The 18,019-nt window shown below is 61.8% G+C and carries 15 protein-coding genes; 5 read left to right on the top strand and 10 right to left on the bottom strand.

Annotated features, from left to right (window positions below):
• Positions 1 to 11: 11 nt before the first annotated feature.
• From ACQZ5G_RS20745 to ACQZ5G_RS20710, 8 genes are all read right to left on the bottom strand, one after another.
• The gene (locus ACQZ5G_RS20745) at positions 12 to 1,805 is read right to left on the bottom strand and encodes an adenine deaminase (RefSeq protein ID WP_448738255.1); all 1,794 of its coding nucleotides are present in this window, start codon (positions 1,803 to 1,805) and stop codon (positions 12 to 14) included.
• Positions 1,802 to 2,722, bottom strand: coding sequence for a nucleoside hydrolase (locus ACQZ5G_RS20740; RefSeq protein ID WP_448738254.1), 921 nt, complete (start codon positions 2,720 to 2,722; stop codon positions 1,802 to 1,804). The genes ACQZ5G_RS20745 and ACQZ5G_RS20740 overlap by 4 nt, the downstream gene beginning before the upstream one ends.
• A 2-nt stretch (positions 2,723 to 2,724) precedes the next feature.
• Positions 2,725 to 3,750: an ABC transporter ATP-binding protein gene (locus tag ACQZ5G_RS20735; protein ID WP_448738253.1), complete on the bottom strand. Its 1,026-nt coding sequence runs from the start codon at positions 3,748 to 3,750 to the stop codon at positions 2,725 to 2,727.
• Positions 3,743 to 4,522: an ABC transporter permease gene (locus ACQZ5G_RS20730; RefSeq protein ID WP_065655279.1), complete on the bottom strand. Its 780-nt coding sequence runs from the start codon at positions 4,520 to 4,522 to the stop codon at positions 3,743 to 3,745. The genes ACQZ5G_RS20735 and ACQZ5G_RS20730 overlap by 8 nt, the downstream gene beginning before the upstream one ends.
• Positions 4,519 to 5,346 carry an ABC transporter permease gene (locus tag ACQZ5G_RS20725; protein WP_448738252.1) on the bottom strand — a complete coding sequence of 276 codons (828 nt, stop codon included), beginning with the start codon at positions 5,344 to 5,346 and terminating at the stop codon, positions 4,519 to 4,521. Before ACQZ5G_RS20725 ends, ACQZ5G_RS20730 begins: the two co-directional genes overlap by 4 nt.
• A gap of 383 nt (positions 5,347 to 5,729) precedes the next feature.
• Positions 5,730 to 6,752: an ABC transporter substrate-binding protein gene (locus tag ACQZ5G_RS20720; RefSeq protein ID WP_137005542.1), complete on the bottom strand. Its 1,023-nt coding sequence runs from the start codon at positions 6,750 to 6,752 to the stop codon at positions 5,730 to 5,732.
• On the bottom strand, positions 6,749 to 7,810 hold the full coding sequence (locus ACQZ5G_RS20715) for a LacI family DNA-binding transcriptional regulator (protein ID WP_448738251.1): 1,062 nt from the start codon (positions 7,808 to 7,810) through the stop codon (positions 6,749 to 6,751). The genes ACQZ5G_RS20720 and ACQZ5G_RS20715 overlap by 4 nt, the downstream gene beginning before the upstream one ends.
• 127 nt (positions 7,811 to 7,937) lie before the next feature.
• The gene (locus ACQZ5G_RS20710) at positions 7,938 to 8,864 is read right to left on the bottom strand and encodes a LysR family transcriptional regulator (protein WP_448738250.1); all 927 of its coding nucleotides are present in this window, start codon (positions 8,862 to 8,864) and stop codon (positions 7,938 to 7,940) included.
• Between the two features lie 96 nt (positions 8,865 to 8,960).
• On the opposite strand from ACQZ5G_RS20710, the gene ACQZ5G_RS20705 reads away from it, so the two are divergent.
• Positions 8,961 to 10,148 carry an acyl-CoA dehydrogenase gene (locus tag ACQZ5G_RS20705; RefSeq protein ID WP_448738249.1) on the top strand — a complete coding sequence of 396 codons (1,188 nt, stop codon included), beginning with the start codon at positions 8,961 to 8,963 and terminating at the stop codon, positions 10,146 to 10,148.
• A 320-nt stretch (positions 10,149 to 10,468) separates the two neighbouring features.
• Here ACQZ5G_RS20705 and ACQZ5G_RS20700 read toward each other — a convergent pair whose 3' ends face one another.
• Positions 10,469 to 12,538, bottom strand: a complete 2,070-nt coding sequence (locus ACQZ5G_RS20700) for a TonB-dependent receptor (protein WP_448738248.1) — start codon at positions 12,536 to 12,538, stop codon at positions 10,469 to 10,471.
• A gap of 298 nt (positions 12,539 to 12,836) precedes the next feature.
• On the opposite strand from ACQZ5G_RS20700, the gene ACQZ5G_RS20695 reads away from it, so the two are divergent.
• Positions 12,837 to 13,613: an IclR family transcriptional regulator gene (locus ACQZ5G_RS20695; RefSeq protein WP_448742678.1), complete on the top strand. Its 777-nt coding sequence runs from the start codon at positions 12,837 to 12,839 to the stop codon at positions 13,611 to 13,613.
• 2 nt (positions 13,614 to 13,615) lie between these two features.
• Here ACQZ5G_RS20695 and ACQZ5G_RS20690 read toward each other — a convergent pair whose 3' ends face one another.
• Positions 13,616 to 14,917 carry an NtaA/DmoA family FMN-dependent monooxygenase gene (locus ACQZ5G_RS20690; RefSeq protein ID WP_448738608.1) on the bottom strand — a complete coding sequence of 434 codons (1,302 nt, stop codon included), beginning with the start codon at positions 14,915 to 14,917 and terminating at the stop codon, positions 13,616 to 13,618.
• A gap of 214 nt (positions 14,918 to 15,131) precedes the next feature.
• Here ACQZ5G_RS20690 and ACQZ5G_RS20685 point away from each other — a divergent pair, with 214 nt between their 5' ends.
• From ACQZ5G_RS20685 to ACQZ5G_RS20675, 3 genes are read left to right on the top strand one after another with little or no spacing between them, the layout of a single operon-like run.
• A complete protein-coding gene (locus ACQZ5G_RS20685) occupies positions 15,132 to 15,932 on the top strand; it encodes an ABC transporter ATP-binding protein (RefSeq protein ID WP_448738609.1) in 801 nt (266 codons plus the stop codon).
• Positions 15,929 to 16,942: a FecCD family ABC transporter permease gene (locus ACQZ5G_RS20680; RefSeq protein WP_448738610.1), complete on the top strand. Its 1,014-nt coding sequence runs from the start codon at positions 15,929 to 15,931 to the stop codon at positions 16,940 to 16,942. The genes ACQZ5G_RS20685 and ACQZ5G_RS20680 overlap by 4 nt, the downstream gene beginning before the upstream one ends.
• Positions 16,943 to 16,953: 11 nt before the next feature.
• A complete protein-coding gene (locus ACQZ5G_RS20675) occupies positions 16,954 to 18,018 on the top strand; it encodes a FecCD family ABC transporter permease (RefSeq protein WP_448738611.1) in 1,065 nt (354 codons plus the stop codon).
• Position 18,019 lies beyond the last annotated feature (1 nt).

Here is an 18,019-nt window from a genome sequence, read left to right as displayed (position 1 = left end):
GCGGGCCGCCGCTATTCGAGAACGGCAATCACCGGGCTTTCCATCACCCTGCCCGTCAACACATCGGCAATGCCCATATCCGTCTGGTGCGGGCCGATATTGCAGGCGAGCGTGGCGCCGAAGCAGGCCTTGAAGACGAGATAGGGCGGCTGCCATTCCACCACCCTGCCGACGGCTTCGCGCAATTCTTCGAAAGCCTTTGCCACGTCTTCAAGCGGGGCATCGGAAACGAGGCCGGAAAGCGGCAACGGGAGAAGTGCGGTCACCTTGCCTTCGGAAGCGACAGCCATGCCGCCGCCGGCCTTTATCACCGCATTGGCGGCGAGCGCCATGTCGTCTTCATTACCGCCGAAAACGGTGAGGTTGTGGCTGTCATGCGAGACGGTGGTGGCGAAGGCGCCGTTCCAGTTTCCCCAGCCGGTGAGGAAGCCGGTTCTGGTGATCGGCTCGGCCATGCCGTGGCGATGGGTGACGGAAATCATCGTCGCACCTTCGGGCGGAACGACGAAACCATCCTTCACCTCGGCTTCCGCCTCGCCCCATTGCGTGAAGCGCGGGCGGTCGATGGTGGCGAGGCGCACCTTCGCGCCTTCGCAGGCAACCCGGAAATCATCGGCTACGCGCAGTGGCAGCTTCATCGAGCCTTCGAGCGCCGCCGCATCGCAGGCCGGAACGTCGACGAGCATGTGCCCGCCTTCCGCAACCGCCCTGCCCCCGGCCAAAACGTGGCGGGCGGCAAAACCGCTCAGATCCTCAAAGACGACGATATCGGCGCGACGGCCGGCGGCGATGAGGCCGAGATCGGCACGGCCGAGCCTTTGCGCGGCATTGAGCGTTGCGGCGCGCAGCGCCCATTCGGGCTTCAGGCCATAACGGACAAGGCGGCGCACCACGTCGTCAAGCCCACCGCCCCGCAGCAGGTCATCCGGGAAGACGTCGTCCGTACAGAGTGTCACCGTCTGCGGCAGGTGGCCGAGCGTATTCAGCGCTTCCACGAATTCCGGCAGCAGGTGATCGTGCGAGCCGCGCAGCTCGATGGTCATTCCTGCCCGCAGTTTCGTCATCAGGTCTTCGCCCGAGACCAGCTCGTGATCGGAAGAAACGCCAGCCGCCATGAAGGCGTTGAGATCGGCGCCCTTCAGGCCGCGTGCATGGCCGCAGACCAGCTTTTCCGAGGCAAGCCCGGCCTGCACGATACCGCTCATGCGCGGATCGCGCTCGATGACGCCGCGCATGTTCATGATTTCCGCGACACCGCCGACCTGCGGCCATGACAGGATATCGGCAAGAATGGCGGCATCGAAATCCGCCCCGCCGCGCTCCAGCCCCGGTGCGGAAGGCACGCAGGAAGGCGCGAGCAGAATGGCGCGCAGGGGCAGGTTTTCGATTGATTTCGCCGCCCAGCGCACCCCTTCCACACCATGCACATTGCCGAATTCATGCGGGTCCCAGACGATGGTGGTGACGCCACGGGCGACCACGGCCGCCGCATAAGCGGCCGGTGTGACCATCGAGCTTTCGATATGCATATGTGTGTCGATGAGGCCGGGCGAGACATAGGCGCCTGCCGCATCGATGATCCGTGCAGCGTCGCTCCGGCTTGCCCGCTCGTGCACGCTGGCGATCAGCGGGCCGACGATGCCGATATCGGCGGCGCGAAGCTCTCCCGTCACCACATCCACCAATGTTCCACCGGTGATGAGAACATCGAAAGGCGCATCGCCGCGTGCGGCGGCGACCGCGCGGCTGCGCAGCGCATCATCGGTGAGATCGGCAGGCTCGTGTGTCGAAGAGTTCACGTTCATCGGGCGGCCTCCCGGCGCAGCGCCTCGAGAATCGCCGTCTTCGCACCTTCGGCATCCACCGTTTCGGCGAAATGCGCGTTGAAGGCTTTCGCTTTCTGAGCGCGCGTCTCGACCACAGTTCGCCCGCGCGTCAGCGTCGCCTGAAGCTCGACATCGATCCGCGCATGACGCCAACCGATGAGACCGGAGGCGAATGCGACGCCGGCCACGGGATCGTAAAGCGCCATGGCGGCTCTGCCACGGCTGGTGGCGATGCCGATGAAACCTTCCAGCAGATCGGCAATCAGCCCGGCGTTTTTACCACCGGCATTGCGGATCGGCAGCACATCGGCCGGCGAGGCGGTGACTTTGCGGCAGGCGTCCAGATCGACCATGCGCAACGGCAGGCCGTGGGAGAGCACGATGGCCAGCGCTTCCGGATCGGCAAAGGCGTTGAATTCGGCCGAGGCCGTGTGGTTGCCGCTGGTCACGCCGCCGCCCATCCAGGTCAGATCGGAAATTTTTGCGGCAAGATCGGGCCGGGCAAGGCACAGGGCGGCAATATTGGTGAGCGGTCCGAGTGCGAGAATGCGCTTCTCGCCTTCCCCCTCCAGCCAGCCGCAGAGCGCGGCAAAGGCATCGCTGTTCGGCAGGGCCGGCGCATCCGGCAGGCTTTGGCCGACGGTCGGAATGCCGTTATCGCCCAAAATGCATTGCGCGGTTTCGAGCGCACCCAGCACCGGCATGGCGCGGCCCTGATGGATCGGCATCGACCAGCCGAAGGCGGCAACGGCGCCGGCGGCATTGCGGCAGACCGCCTGAAGCGTCGCATTGCCGAAGACCAGCGAAATGCCGTCAATGGCAAGGCCCGACGATTGCACCACCATGATGGCGGCGATGTCGTCGAAGCCCATATCGGTATCGATCCATACACCCATGGTCAGTTGAACACCTTGAGGCTTGCCGCCTTTTCGACCGGCAGGTCGAAGGCGAGCGTATCGCCGATTGTGTGGGAGGTCAGGGCGGCGTCCGTTTCCGCCTTGATGGGGCCGAGCGGCGTATCGAGCAGATATTCGCGGCTGTTGCCGGCAAAGGAGGTGCCGCGCACGGTTCCCTGGAAAGGACCTGAACCGAGGGTGACCATGCGCGGCCGCCAGGCCAGTCCGGATGCTGAAGGGACTGGTCCGGGAAGCGGTGTCGTGCCGTTTGCGGTTTTGAGCGCGCCGCCTTCCAGCGCGAAGATGTTTTCAAAGCCGACGAAATCCGCCACGAAGGACGAAACCGGCGCGTTGTAGATATCTTCCGGCGTGCCGATCTGCTCAATCTTGCCGCCCTTCATGACGACAATACGGTCGGCGAGCGCCAAAGCCTCGATCTGGTCATGGGTGACGAAGATCATCGTCACGCCGGTCTCCTTCTGCACGCGCTGCAATTCGGTACGCATTTCGAGCCTGAGACGCGCATCCAGGTTGGAGAGCGGCTCATCGAGCAGGAGCACCTTCGGTTCCATGACCATGGAGCGCGCCAGCGCCACGCGCTGCTGCTGGCCGCCGGAAAGCTCCGCAGGCTTGCGCGAGGCGAAGCTGGACAAGCCCACCGATTTCAGGCCGGAGGCGACCTTGTCTTCCAGCGCCTTGCCGTTCATGCCCTTGAGCTTCAGGCCGAAAGCGACGTTTTCGTAAACCGTCAGATGCGGGAAGAGCGCATAGGACTGGAACACCAGCCCGACGGCACGCTTGTTCGCGGCCACCCGGGTAATGTCTGCCCCATCGAGATCGATGCGCCCGCCCGCCACCGGCATCAGCCCGGCAATGGCGCGCATCGTCGTGGTCTTGCCGCAACCGGAAGGCCCGAGAAGCGCGAGTAGCTCGCCCTTGCGGATATCGAGATCGAGGTCCTTGACGGCGACATTGCCACCATAGGCGAGCGAAACTTTTTTGAGCGAAAGGTAATTTGCGTCAGACATAACGGGAGAACCCCAGAAAACGTTCGGCCATGAAGACGATGCCGATGGAAAGGAAGGCGAGCAGCGAGGAGAGTGCGGCAACGGAAGGATCGAAGACGATTTCCATGTAACCCAGCATATCGATGGGCAGCGTGCGAACGCCGGGGCCGGACAGGAACAGCGACACGGGCACCTGGTTGAAGCTCGTCACGAAACCGAGAATGAAGGCTGAGAGAATGCCGCCGCGAATATTCGGCAGCACCACGCGGAAAAACGCCCCGACCCGTGATGAGCCAAGCAGCACCGCCGCCTCCTCGATATCGGAACGCAGATTGTTGAGGCTGGCCGACACCACCCGCACGGCATAGGGCAGGATGAGCGCGGTGTGGGCGAGGAACAAAGCAAGCGTGATGCCGATGCCGAAGGGCACGACGAAATAACGCAGCAGCGCGAGACCGACGATGATGCCGGGCACGATGATCGGCGCGGAAACGATGGTGCGCACCGTCTCTGCAAAAGGCAGCTTGTAGCGCGACATGGCGTAAGAAGCGGGAATGCCGAGGATGAGCGCCGCAAACGTGCCGCCGATGGCAAGGAACATCGACATGGCAAAGCTTTCGCGAAAACTTTCCACGGTGAAGACCTTGGCGATCCACTTCAGCGAAAAACCCTGCGGCGGAAAGGCGAGCGTATCGCCGGCCGAAAACGAGGCCGCGACGATGATGAGGAACGGCCCGATCAGGAAACCGACGACAAGAAGAAGCGTGAGCGGAATGAAGAGCTGCCGGGTCATTTCTTGTTCCTTGCGGTGGCGATGCGCTTCAGCAGGATATTGGCGGCAAAGCTCATGACGATCAGGATGAAGGCGATGACGCTGGCGGAGACGAAATTGTTGGAAACCGTCACCTGCTGATAAAGCAGGGTTTCCAGCATCAACACCTTCGAGCCGCCGAGAATGGCGGGCGTGATATAGGCCGTCAGCGAACCGGTGAAGACCAGCGTGCCGCCGACGACCAGCCCTTCCTTGGTGAGCGGCAGGATGACCTTCCAGAACACTTGAAACCAGCTTGCGCCGAGAACGCGGGCAGCCGCAATCGTATCCTTCGGCATATTCTCAAGCGCGCTGATGAGCGAGATGATCATCAATGGCAGGAACAATTGCAGAAGGCCGATGAAGACGGCCGTTTCGGAAAACAGGATACGGATCGGCCCGTCGCTGAGGCCGATGGCCTGCAGCGCCTGATTGACGATGCCGGTTCGACCCAGAATGACGATCCAGGCATAGGTGCGGGCGACCGGCGAAATCATCAGCGGCAGCACGACCAGATTGACGACGTGCCCCTTCGCGCCCTGCGACAGGTTGACGATAGCGAAGGCCGCCGCATAACCCACCACCGCCGAGACGATGGTGACAAGCGCGCCGAGCTTCAGGGTGCGCAGGAAAACCGTCTGGTTCAGCGGATCGGTGAAGAAATCGGCGTAAGCCGCCAATGTCCAGCCATCGGCGGTGCGAAAACCCTCCGACAGCAGGATGAAGACCGGCACAAGAAAGACCGCCGCCGCGAAAATTGCGGCGGGCAAGGCAAGCGCCAGCGCTTCGGCCCGGTTCTGAAACATGGGTTTATTCCCTGAACGGCAGCGGCGGTGTGCACCGGCTGTGGTTGGAGTTTGGCGAATGCAGCAAGAGTTGAGGCCGATCACCACCTCCCTCATTCCTGTGCTTGTCACAGGAATCCAGCCAGCCCAAGTCTTTGGGCTGAAAAGACTCATCCCGCCACGCAGACGCGTGTCGGCTGGATTCCTGTGACAAGCACAGGAATGAGGGAGTGTGTGGTGGGCCAAAACACGAAATCATTGAGCTTGGTGCCATTGGGTTCGCCAGACGCGCCGGCCTACGATCAAAATAGTGGAAAAGCGGTCAGGGGACGACCGAACCGCTTTTCCGGGAATGGAGCCGCCCTGACGGACGTTTGGGTGCCCCATTCCAAACGGTGAAGGACTTACTGACCGACCTTGGAATTCCACTCCGACAGCCACTTGTCGCGGTTATCGAGCGTCACGTCGGAAGGAATGAGCTGCAGGCTTTTTGCGGTTTCGTCGCCATAGGTGATGTTGTTCGCCACCTCGTCGGAAACCTTGACTTCCCTGTTGGTCGGGCTGTCCACCAGCTTTTCGGCCAGCGCCTTCTGAACGTCGGTCGAGAGCCAGAAATCCATGAACTGCAACGCGAGTTCCTCGTTCTTCGTGCCCTTCGGCACCACGAGCACGTTCATGCCGCCGGTCTGGCCTTCCTTGGGTGTTGCCCAGGCGAGCGGCAGGTCGAGCTTGGTGAAAGGCGCCCAGGAGAAGCGGCCGATGGGCGCTGCCCAGATTTCTTCCTGCTGCATCAACTGCACCAGCTGCGAGGATTTGACGTAGAAAGTGACGATATCGTCCTTCTTTTCGCCCACGGCCTCGATGGCGCCGGAAAGATCGGGCGTGTCCTTGCCGATGGCCTTGCCGAGCATGTAAAGCGCCGGCGGGCCCTGGTTGGTGGTGACATTCGGGAAGGCGACGTGGTCGACAATGCCGTCCTTCAGAAGATCGGCCCAGCTATCGATCTTCATCTTGTCGGTGCGGTAAACGATGGAGGTGGCGTAGAAATTGACGCCGACGCTCATGCCGTCGCCATTCGGATCCTTGGCGATATCATAGAGCTTTTCGATATTCGGAACCTTGGACGCGTCGATCTTCTGGATCAGGTCCTTGCGGGTGGCCGACAGCGCATCCGCCATGGAAACGATGGCGAGATCGACCACCGGATTGGCCTTGTTCGCCTCCATCTTGGCCAGACGCTCGACGCTGTTGCCGGTCTCGACAACCAGCTTGCAGCCGCATTGCTTTTCGAACGGCGTATAGACCAGCTCCTTGAATTCGTCCTGCGCGAAGGCGTAGACGGAGATGGTCAGCGTCTTGTCCTGCGCCTGCGCGGCGCCCATCGTCAACATCAGGGCGGCGCCCGATGCAAGAATGATCTTTTTCATGGTGTGAGTTCTCCTGCTGTCGTTTTTTTGGCTTCAATCGCATCATGCTTTGCCTTGCCGGTGGAGCCGCGCATGATCAGCGCCATCGGTACTTTCGAGATGTCCGCCGTCACATCGACGGCGACGCCGTTTTCGCCCGCGCCATCTATCGCGCGCAGCAGCGCGCCGACGGCGAGATCGGCGATACGGCCCATATCCATGCGCATGGTCGACAAGGGCGGAGTGACCACGGCGGAAAAGATGAGATCGTCGAAGCCGGTGACACTGGCCTCTTCCGGCACCTCGATGCCCTCGCGCTGCAATTCGGTGAGCACGCGCAGCGCATGCAGATCGGATACGGCGGCAAAGGCGGTGAAACCTTCGGCAACCTTCTCTGCAAGACCAAGCCGGCAACCCGCGCCGCCCGCCTGTTCAATGGCGTCCACCCAGAGCGTCTGCGTCACGCACGCCTTGCCAAGACCATCGCGAATACCGCCGAGACGGTCGTTCTGCACGTTGGAATCGCGGTTCTTGCCCACCAGCACCACCTTGCGATGGCCAAGCCCGGCCAGATATTCGCCCACCTGCCGGCCGCCATCCCAATGGTCGGCGGCGACCGTGTTGCCGGGCGTCGAGGGGCTGTCGATCACCGCGACGGGACAATCGACATCGGCAATGCGCGTGCCGCGGCGGGGAACGATGACCATGCCATCCACACCGCGCTCGATCAGCCGGTTGATCGCATCCGTCTGCATGGCGATCTCACCGCGCGAGTCGGCGATCAGCACGCCGTAACCGGCAGTGACGGCCGCCTTTTCGATCGCCTGCGCGATCTGCGGAAAGAGAGGATTGGCAATATCCGGCAGAACCAGCCCCAGAACACCGCTTCTGCCGGTGCGAAGCGCCCTGCCCGCCGAACTCGGCACATAGCCCAGCTCGCTTGCCGTCTTGCGAATGCGCTCCACCAGCTCCGGCGAAACCCGACCCTTGCCCGACAGCGCATTGGACACGGTTGCCGCCGACACGCCGAGTGCCGCTGCTATCGCGCTCAGATTGGTGGCAGGCCGTGAAGACGCCATGATGGTCCGGAAGGGCTGATTAAACGTTTAATCACGATAATCGAGCAAGGCCGCCCTGTCGAGTCCGGCGGAGGGCAAAATCGGCGAAAACCCGGGCATAAAGTCTAACTGCCCGAAAAAAGTGCGATTATTTTTGCGAGGCTTCGCTGTTCACTGCGCGGTATGCCTCCACCTGCCGCACCAGCCAATCGCGAAACAGCACGACCGGCACGTGATTGGCGCGCGAAAGCGGTGCCACGGCATAATAGGAGCTGGGGCTTCTGGCCTGATGATCGAAGGCCTTTACCAGTTGCTTCGATTTCAGTTCGTTATCGATCAGGAAAAGCGGCATCAACGCCACTCCAAGCCCGGCGATGCAGGCCTGCGCCACGCTGGAAAACTGCTCGAAGCGCATGCCCTGCGGCAAGGCGAGCGACAGGCCGAGGCTTTCGAACCAGTGACCCCATGCGCCCGGCCGCGAGGCCATGTGCAACAGTGGCAGGGCGGCGATATCCTCTCCCTTTTCCACGGGATGGGCGCTGAGGAATTGCGGGCTGCACACCGGCGCGACCATCTCATGCATGAGAAAGGTGCTTTCCGCCCCCGGCCAATCGGCCTGGCCGATATGGATCGCCATATCCAGCTGCTCACGCTCAAAGTCGAATTGGCCGATGCGGGTGGCGAAATTGATGGTGATTTCGGGGTGGTTCGCCACGAAATCCGGGATACGCGGCAGAAGCCAGCGGGTGCCGAAGGTGGGCAACATGGCAAGGTTCAAGGTATTGCCATGCGTTTTGGTCATGATCTGCAGTGAGGCGGAGCGTATCTCGCCAAGGGCGGAGGCGATGGATTTTGCATAGGCACGGCCTTCCGCCGTCAGCGCCACGCCGCGTGCGCCGCGTTCGAACAGGCGCACGCCAAGCTGTTCTTCCAGTGACATAACCTGCCGGCTGATCGCCCCCTGCGTCAGGGCAAGCTCATCGGCGGCGGCGGAAAAGCTGCCGAGCCGGGCCACGGAATCGAAGGCGGCGAGCGCACTGGTGGAGGGCAGGAGTTTGCGGCTGAGAGACGTCATGAGCCATTACTATATGTAATGCAAAAATGAGTAAACATGGCTTGTGCCGACTGGCTCGAATACCAATAATCCGGCCAGCAAATCCGGAGGCATCACGTGAGCGAACACGCAGCATTCAATTGGCAGGACCCTTTTCTGCTCGAAGACCAACTGACCGACGACGAGCGGATGATCCGCGACGCCGCCGCCGCCTTCGGCAAATCGGAACTCCTGCCGCGTGTCTCCGAGGCCTATCTCTCCGAAACAACCGAACCGGAACTGTTCCGCCTGATGGGCCGCACCGGCCTGCTCGGCGTCACCCTGCCGGAAGAATATGGCGCGGCCAATGCCAGCTATGTGGCTTACGGCCTCGTCGCCCGCGAGGTGGAGCGGATCGACAGCGGTTACCGCTCGATGATGAGCGTGCAGTCCTCGCTCGTCATCCATCCGATCTTCGCCTATGGCTCTGACGAGCAGAAGAAGAAATACCTGCCCGGCCTCGTCTCGGGCGAGTTGATCGGCTGTTTCGGCCTCACCGAGCCGGATGCCGGTTCCGATCCCGGCGGCATGAAGACCCGCGCCGAAAAGATCGCCGGCGGCTATCGCCTGCGCGGTTCGAAAATGTGGATTTCCAATGCTCCAATCGCCGATGTCTTCGTCGTCTGGGCGAAATCGGAAGCCCATGACAACCAGATCAGGGGCTTCGTGCTGGAAAAGGGCATGAAGGGCCTCTCCGCTCCCAAGATCGGCGGCAAGCTTTCGCTGCGCGCCTCCATCACCGGCGAGATCGTTCTGGACGGTGTGGAAGTGGGCGAAGACGCGCTGCTGCCCAATGTTTCCGGCCTGAAAGGCCCGTTCGGCTGCCTCAACCGCGCCCGTTACGGCATTTCCTGGGGTGTGATGGGAGCTGCCGAAGATTGCTGGTTCCGCGCCCTGCAATATGGTCTCGACCGCAAGCAGTTCGGCAAGCCGCTGGCCGGCATGCAGCTTTACCAGAAGAAGCTCGCCGACATGCAGACCGAAATCGCGCTCGGCCTTCAGGCATCGCTCCGCGTCGGCCGGCTGATGGACCAGCACAAGATGGCGCCGGAAATGATCTCCATCATCAAGCGCAACAATTGCGGCAAGGCGCTGGATATCGCCCGCCAGGCCCGCGACATGCATGGCGGCAACGGCATCCAGATCGAATATCACGTCATGCGCCACGCCCAGAACCTTGAGACGGTCAACACCTATGAGGGCACGCACGACGTCCACGCGCTGATCCTCGGCCGGGCGCAGACGGGCATTCAGGCGTTTTTCTGAGGCTTATGGACCGGAGCGGGGACGGCGTCGGTCATAGTAAACGGCGACATTTCTTCTCACCGTCATTCCGGCCTTGAGCCGGAATCCAGCCGACGCGCGTCCGCGTGGCGGGAAGACTCCTTTCAGCCCAAGGACTTGGGCTGGCTGGATTCCGGCTCAAGGCCGGAATGACGGAGGGAGAATGCATGACGCCCCGGCGAATGTGAGCCAGCGCTCTGAGCCAAGCTCAAATCGTATCATCGGGAGCGATCCCCCCCTGAAACAGAAAGGCCTTCGAAGATCACTTCGAAGGCCTTTTGCTTTTCAAATCCGGCAATCGCTCAGAACGTGCCGCGAATACCGACGCCAAACATGCGCGGTTCGGTCATGCTCGCCTCAATGCCCGACGCGCCGATACCGCGGGTCAGCATCTTGTAGGTCGGCGCGCGTTCGTCGAACACATTCTTGACGTAGGCATAGAGCTCGAGCTGTTCCTGGAACTTGTAGCTCGCGCGTATATCCGCAATTGTATAGGGCTTGATCGCATAGGCCGAAGTGTTGGCCGTATCCGAGAAATAGCCATCCAGATGACGCACCTGACCTGAAACCGTGAACTTGTCGGTCACATCCCAACTTGCGCCAACGGTGAACATGTAACCCGGAGACTTGGCGAACTCCTTGCCGGCATAGGCGGCATTGCTGGAAATCTCGTCGATTTCGGTTTTCAATACGCCGGCACTGGCCTTGAGCGTCAGATTGTCGAGAACCTGATAGTCAGCTCCGATTTCCAAACCATAGGCATGAGCCTCTTCGGCGTTGATCGTATAGGTTTCGGTCACGCCCGAGGAGACAAACACCGGAATGCTGAACTGCGCATCCTGCATGTCCATATAGAACAGGTTGCCGTTGACCGTCAGCGTGTCGTCCAGAAGGTTCGCCCGCGTGAACAGCTCGTAGTTCCAGATCGTTTCCTTGTCGAAATTGCGCCACTTGCTGGTTGTCAGATCGAAGGCCACGCCGCCGGGATTGTAACCCCTGCTGATCATGCCGCCGACCGTCCAGTCGTCAGTCACGGCGTAAGCAAGAGAGACCTTCGGCAGAATTTCCGAGAAGGTTTCGTCGTAGTTCACCGAACTTCTTCCGGCGCCCAACGCCCTGAAGCCGACGCGCTGAATCTGGTCCCGCTGATACCGCAGACCGCCGGTCAGGGTCCACTGATCGGTCAGGCGATAGCTCAGCTCGCTGAAGAGACCGAAATTATCCTTGGTATCGTCGAAAAGAGACGTTCCGTTGAGAAGGAGTTTTTCGTCGGTCTGGGTGTGAGCATAATAAAGACCGACAACGCCGCTCAGCGTATCTTCCTGATCGCCGAAAGTTACGCGCGTTTCGTTGGAGGTATTTTTCTGATCGACGTCGGCGTCGCCGGTATTGGGGATACCCACCCTTCGCTTGGTATCGGCAGCGGAAAATTGCGTCTGGTTGAATACTTTCACACCGTTCTCGAAGTCATAGTTGATGTCGAGAATGACGGTGTTGGTGTGCTGTTTGAAACTCGGTTTCGTGGCGGTCGTGTGCGTGAGATCCTCGTAACGACCGAAAGCCGCCTCCGATGTCGGGCGGTTGGAGTTATTGTAGGAATAGGTCAACTTGGTCGAAAGGCCGGGAATTTCCGCAGGTTCCCACAAGAGCTTGAAGCGGCCGTTGAACTCCTTGAAGTCCTGGTCCGTGCCGCTGCGTGCAAAGCTCGGATTGATATAGTCGATGAAAGTATCGCGGCCGGAATAATCGATCGCCATGCGCGCCGCCAGCTCGTCTTCGATCAGCGGCCCCGAAAGCGCGAATGAAGCCCGCTTCTGGTGATAATTGCCGATTTCCGCCTGATAGCTGGCTTCGGGCGTAAAGGTCGGGTCCTTGGTGTTGACGAGGATCGCGCCGGCAATGGCGTTGGCGCCCTGCGAGGTGGTCTGCGGGCCGCGGAATACCTCGATGCTTTCGACATCCCAGATGGAGCTCGCGCCATAGATGAACTCGTTATAACCGAGATAGTGGCCGTCGACATTGATCGTCGCGCGCGGCACCGTGCCGGTGAAGAAGGCGATGGAGCCGGTATTCGGTCCCTGCGTGTCCTGTCCGCGAATGATCGGGGCGCTGACATTGTCGGTGTAAACGACGTTCGGAATATCCTTGATCGCTTCCGATACGGTCGGGTCGCCGGTCTTTTCCTTTTTGATTTTATCCCCGGATATGACCGAGACGGACGACGCCGTGTTCTTCATGTCGCGCGCCACTTTTTCACCGGTCACGACGATCGGCTTCAGGACGGTGGTGCCCGCCGCCGTCGCCTGCTGATCCTGACCGAGAACCGGCGTCACAAACATTGTCGCCAGCGTCAGAGCGCTGACCCCGCTCATCAAACGACCGCTAGAGCTAAACCCCATCACACACCCCTAATAAACATGAGTATTAAAGTCATATTCAAGTAACGGAAGCGTTATCCGTTTCGCAATAGAGAATGCGTTCTGTATTGCGGACGAAAAGGCTTCCGTAACGGGATGTGCCATATTTACAACAAAGTTTACCGACCGCCGTTTGCGCACCCGCAGCGTTTCGAAAGGGAACAGCATGGTTCCGTCCGCAGAAATCGATTCCGATTTCCGGCCCGATGCGTTAGGCATGCTCAACAAAACGGGGGGAACGCGCTTGAACGCCATGGATGACGATTCGCACAATCTGCCGGAAAACGAGGGCGAAAAGCGCTCTGCCCTCATTCAATCGGTATCGATAGCGGCACGTTTCCTCAATCTTCTCGCCAGATCGGACAGCGCGCTGGCACTTGGCGAACTGGCCAAACGCGCCGGCACCGGCCGCTCCACCGCGCATCGCTACATGCAAAGCCTCGTGCGGGAGGGGCTGGTGATACAGGACCCCGCAAGCGGCAGTTACGATCTCGGACCTGCCGCGCTCGGAATAGGCATCAGCGCGCTCAGGCGAATCAATCCGGTCGAAACCGCCGGCCGCCAGATGAATGCGCTTGCCTCCAGGATCGGCGCCAGCTGCGGCGTGGCGATCTGGACCGAACGCGGCCCGACCGTGGTGCGATGGGCGAGAAGCGCCAGCTTTTCCATCAGCACCGTGGCGCTCGGCGATGTTCTGCCGCTGGACAACAGCGCCTGCGGGCTGGTTTTTCAGGCCTACCTGCCGCCGGACAGGATAGCCGCCGTGCGCAAGCTGCAACCGGCCGCCTTTCGCGGCTCCCGTCCCGATGCCGGCATTCTGGAAACCATTCGTGAGGTCGGCGGCGCGGAACTCAATGAACATCTGTTCTCCGCCCTGACGGGCAAGGCGGCGCCGGTTTTCGACGCCCAGGGCGAACTCTGTTGTGTCGTCACCACCGTATCCTTCGTGGCCACCGCCGAGACCGAACGGCATTTTTCCCGGCTGATCGAAGCCGCCGGACAGGCGACGGCCGAATCCGGCGGAGCGTAAGCCTATTTGGCCAGATGCTCCGCAAAGGTGCGGCCGGAATAAGCCGTGCGGAACAGCCCGGCATCGGCGAGCTTCGGCAACAGCCGCTCCAGCACCAGCCGCATGGACGCCACCGAACCGCCGGGCACCGCGACGAAACCGTCGATAGCACCGGCAGCCGCCCATTCGCGGATGGCCTCAAGGGCATCTTCAACAGTGCCGATGATCTGCCAATGGCCCGACCCCATCACTTCCGGACGCCGCAATAATTCCGCAACACTCAGCGTCTCCCGCTCGATCAGCCGGCGCAGCAGGCCGGCATGGGTGCGGCTTCTCGGTGTCTCCGGCGGCGGCGGCAGGTCGGAGGCGGTAACGATCCGCGTGAGCGGCCAGTCCGCGAGATCAAGACCCGTCATATCGCGGATGGAGGCAAAGGCGCGGGCGCGGTTGGCGCGGGCATGGGTCTCCGCGAAGAGTTCCAGCGCCTCCCTGCCGGTCTCCGCGAGATAGAGGCTGAGGCCCGGCATCAGCTTCACGCCGTCGGGGTCTCGGCCATGCCCCTCGGCACGCCGCCGCAAATCCGCCCTGAGTTCGATGGCCGCCTGCATATCCGGCGTCGAGGCAAAGACGGCGTCGGCCACCGACGAGGCGAAATCACGGCCCTCGGGAGAGGCGCCCGCCTGCACCAGCGGAATGCGGCTGGCGTGGGACGGCAGGTTGAGCGGGCCTTTGACGCTGAAATGCCTGCCCTCATGCGCCACCGGCCGCACCAGTGAGGAATCCGCGAACCGACCGCTTTCCCGGTCGAGTTTGATAGCTTCGTTCGGAAAACTCGCCCATAGCGCTTTCACCACCTGCGTGAATTCGGCGGCGCGCTCGTAGCGTTCCTGCGGCGAAGGCATCTCTTTCAGGCCGAAATTTTCGTGCCCCTCAAGCGCCGTGACGATATTCCACCCCGCCCTGCCATTGCTCAGCCAGTTCAGCGATTGGATCTGGCGGGCCACCACATAGGGCGGCAGAAATGTGGTCGAAACGGTGGACAACAGCCCGACATGGCTGGTTTCCCGCGCAATGGCCGCAAGAAGCATGGTCGGATCCATGCTGGCAAATCCGCCGCCGGTCTCAAGTCCCTCGGTGCGCAGAAAAAGCGTATCCGGCCGAAACACGAAATCCACATGCGCGGCCTCCGCACGCTGCGCCAGATCGACGAAATAGTCGCTGGAAAACACCCCGTTTATATCGCTGTCCGCGCGCCGCCATGCCTCGCCGCTGAGCCAGGTTGGGGCCAGCGACATGCCGACATGAAGCTTGGCTGCGACTGACATGATGCACCTCAACTGAAATAACCGGCAAGAAATCCGCACGTTGAATCGGCAAATTTCGATTTGTGGAGAGTTTTACTATAGTTTAGTGTCGCTTCAAGACCACACCGTCGCGCCTGCCGGAAAGAAATGCTTTTTCCACGGGTTCGATATTTAAATTCAAATACTTATAACGACCGTGCGGCGTCTCGACGCATGGGCGCATGAATAACAGGAGTTGTATCCGGTGCTTGACGCCACGGACCTTCACGCCAGCTATGGACATGTTCCCGTCTTGCGGGGGCTTTCCGCCCGTTTCCGATCCGGCCGCGTCACCGCGCTGGTAGGCCCCAATGGCTGCGGCAAGTCGACGCTGTTGAAGACCATCATGGGTTTCGTGCCTTTGTCATCGGGGGCAATAAGGCTCGGTGAGCGTTCGATCAGCGAGATCGGACGCCGCGAACTGGCGCGGCGCATCGCCTATCTGCCGCAGGAGTGCCATTGCCCTGACTATATGACGCTCGGCGAGCTGATCGAGCTTGCCGGTTACGCCCGTTACGGCCTTGCGGGCGGCCCCACCGAACGCGACCGCGCGCTTTTTGCCGAGGCGCTGAAGACCGTCGGGCTGGAAGACAAGGCGAAAGCGCAGGTCAACACGCTTTCAGGCGGCCAGCGCCAGCGCGCCTTCATCGCCATGGTGCTGGCGCAGGATACGGACGTGATCCTGATGGACGAGCCGGTCAATCATCTCGACATGAAATATCAATATGCCGTTCTCGGCCTCGTGCGCGAACTGACGGACAGGCATGGCAAGACCGTCATCGTCGTGCTGCACGATCTCAACCTTGCCTCCACTTTCGCCGATGATGTCATCATGCTGAAAGCCGGGCGGGTTCTGGCGTCCGGGCCGGTGGAAAGAACGGTCACACCCGAAAATGTCGCCGAGGTCTTCGATCTCGAAGCGGATATCTTCTCCCGGCAGGGGCGGCTCATCTGCGTGCCCCGGCTGGAGCGGCAGGAACAGGCCATTCCGGCATGACCCCGAAAATAACGCTGATTTTCGCCCCCGCGCTGCTGCTGGCCGCCATCCTCGCCATCAATCTGCTGGTAATGTCCGGCGACATGCCGCCTGCCGAAATCCTGGCGACGCTCTGGCGCGGCGAGGCCGACAGCTATGAGCAGTCGGTGCTTCTCTATCAGCAAATCCCACGCGCGCTGATTGCGATCTATGTGGGGGCGACGACGGCCGTCAGCGGTTGTGTGCTGCAGGGGCTTGCGCGCAATCCCCTCGCCTCGCCCTCCACCCTGGGGCTGAATGCCGGCGCGACGCTTTTTGTGATTGCCGGCGCGCTGGTGTTCGATTTCTCTCCGGAAGTACAGGGCCTTGCCGCGCTCGCGGGCGCCGGCTTCGGTTTTGCCGCCTGCTTCGTCGTCGCGCGTCTCGCCGGGCGGGCGAACGATCCGCGCGGCCTGTCGCTCATCCTTTCCGGCGCGCTGGTTTCCATGCTGCTGATCGGCGTGACCAACGCCCTGCTTCTCTCCAACCCCACACGCCGCGCCGAGTTCCTGAGCTGGGTGGGCGGCAATATCAACCACGTCTATGCCGAGCGCCTGTTCGATTTCTGGTGGATCGGCGCAATTGCGCTCGTCATGTTGTGGGCGGTCGCCAGGCCGCTGACGCTGGTTCTGCTGGGCGCGGAAAAGGCCGCCTCCGCCGGTGTGAATGTCACGCGCATTTCCCGGATCGCGCTCTTCGCCACCATGCTGGCCTCGGGTTCGGCGGTGGCGATCTGCGGCCCCATCGGCTTCGTCGGCCTCATCGTGCCGCATATGATCCGGCCCCTGGTCGGGGTGAACTTCACGCTTGCCCTGCCGGCCTCCGCGCTGGTCGGCGCGGGCCTCTGCGTGCTGGCCGATCTTGGCGCGCAAACCCTGTTTGCGCCCTATGTGGTCAATACCGGGCTGTTCATGGATCTGCTCGGCGGCCTCGTCTTCATCGTCATCGTCAAGCGCTTCTATCTGTCGCCTTCGGCGAGGGGGCTGTCATGAAGGGGGCTTTCATGAAACGGCATTTCGCCACCGACGGCAAAGCGGTGCTGCGGCTGCCGAGCGGCCTGCAGATCGGCATCGGCAATCTGAAGGCCGGCCTTGCGCTGATGGTGCTGGCGCTGGCGCTCGCTGCCCTGTCCGTCAGCCTCGGCAATACCGAAACGGGCCTCGCCGATCTCCTGCGCGGATTGGTGGGCGGGCATCTCGGCGACGATCAGGCCTATGCGCTGTGGACGGTGCGGCTGCCGCGTATCCTCATCGGTTTCATGGCCGGCTGGAGCGTGGCGCTGGCAGGCGCCATGCTGCAATCCGTGGCCCGCAATCCGCTCGCCGATCCCGGCCTGTTCGGTCTGAGCCAGGGGTCGATGACCACCATCATGCTGCTTCTGGTGCTGGTGCCGGCCGCACCCAAGACCCTGGTGGCGCTCGCTGCCGTCGGCGGCGGTCTGGCCGTCGCCTTCCTTCTCATCGCCCTCGTCGGACGGGAACGCTCGAGCGGCCTTGCCATATTGCTGATGGGCATCGCAATTGAATCGGCGCTTTCCTCCGTTTCCTCCGTGCTTCTGCTCTACACGCCGGCCGAAACCTCGCTGTCGCTGGCCGACTGGATGGCGGGTTCGCTGTTTCAGGCAAGCTGGTCGACCATCCTCGTTTTCGCGCCCCTCTTTGGCGCAAGCCTTGTGGGCATTTTTCTCATCGGCCGGGCGCTCGCGGTCTTCGATCTCGGCAATGAAATGGCCATGGCGCTCGGCGAAACCGTCAGGCATTCCCGCCCGCTCGTCATTGTTTTTGCGGTCATCCTCAGCGCCTCCTCCGTTACCGCCGTCGGCCCGCTCACCTTCCTCGGCGTTATCGCCCCGCATCTGGCCACCTTCGTTTCGCCCGCCGTCGGCCGCGCCAGGCTTTTCCTGTCTGGGCTTACCGGCGGCATTCTGGTCGTCACCGCCGATACGCTGTCACGCGGGCTGGTGGCCGATACGCCGATGCCGATCGGCCTTGCGCTGACGCTGATCGGCGTGCCGCTTTTCATCCTCACGCTGCGCCTTCAGGCGCTGCGCAGAACCAATAGCCACTGAA

The organism is Agrobacterium sp. 22-214-1 (assembly GCF_053522465.1).
This window is presented reverse-complemented; position numbering and strand designations above follow the sequence as displayed.

Coding starts and splice junctions, on each gene's coding strand:
- ACQZ5G_RS20745 (WP_448738255.1), bottom strand. CDS start 1,805: ATGAACGTGAACTCTTCGACACACGAGCCTGCCGATCTCACCGATGAT.
- ACQZ5G_RS20675 (WP_448738611.1), top strand. CDS start 16,954: ATGAAACGGCATTTCGCCACCGACGGCAAAGCGGTGCTGCGGCTGCCG.
- ACQZ5G_RS20740 (WP_448738254.1), bottom strand. CDS start 2,722: ATGGGTGTATGGATCGATACCGATATGGGCTTCGACGACATCGCCGCC.
- ACQZ5G_RS20715 (WP_448738251.1), bottom strand. CDS start 7,810: ATGGCGTCTTCACGGCCTGCCACCAATCTGAGCGCGATAGCAGCGGCA.
- ACQZ5G_RS20680 (WP_448738610.1), top strand. CDS start 15,929: ATGACCCCGAAAATAACGCTGATTTTCGCCCCCGCGCTGCTGCTGGCC.
- ACQZ5G_RS20710 (WP_448738250.1), bottom strand. CDS start 8,864: ATGACGTCTCTCAGCCGCAAACTCCTGCCCTCCACCAGTGCGCTCGCC.
- ACQZ5G_RS20700 (WP_448738248.1), bottom strand. CDS start 12,538: ATGAGCGGGGTCAGCGCTCTGACGCTGGCGACAATGTTTGTGACGCCG.
- ACQZ5G_RS20720 (WP_137005542.1), bottom strand. CDS start 6,752: ATGAAAAAGATCATTCTTGCATCGGGCGCCGCCCTGATGTTGACGATG.
- ACQZ5G_RS20690 (WP_448738608.1), bottom strand. CDS start 14,917: ATGTCAGTCGCAGCCAAGCTTCATGTCGGCATGTCGCTGGCCCCAACC.
- ACQZ5G_RS20735 (WP_448738253.1), bottom strand. CDS start 3,750: ATGTCTGACGCAAATTACCTTTCGCTCAAAAAAGTTTCGCTCGCCTAT.
- ACQZ5G_RS20725 (WP_448738252.1), bottom strand. CDS start 5,346: ATGTTTCAGAACCGGGCCGAAGCGCTGGCGCTTGCCTTGCCCGCCGCA.
- ACQZ5G_RS20730 (WP_065655279.1), bottom strand. CDS start 4,522: ATGACCCGGCAGCTCTTCATTCCGCTCACGCTTCTTCTTGTCGTCGGT.
- ACQZ5G_RS20695 (WP_448742678.1), top strand. CDS start 12,837: ATGGATGACGATTCGCACAATCTGCCGGAAAACGAGGGCGAAAAGCGC.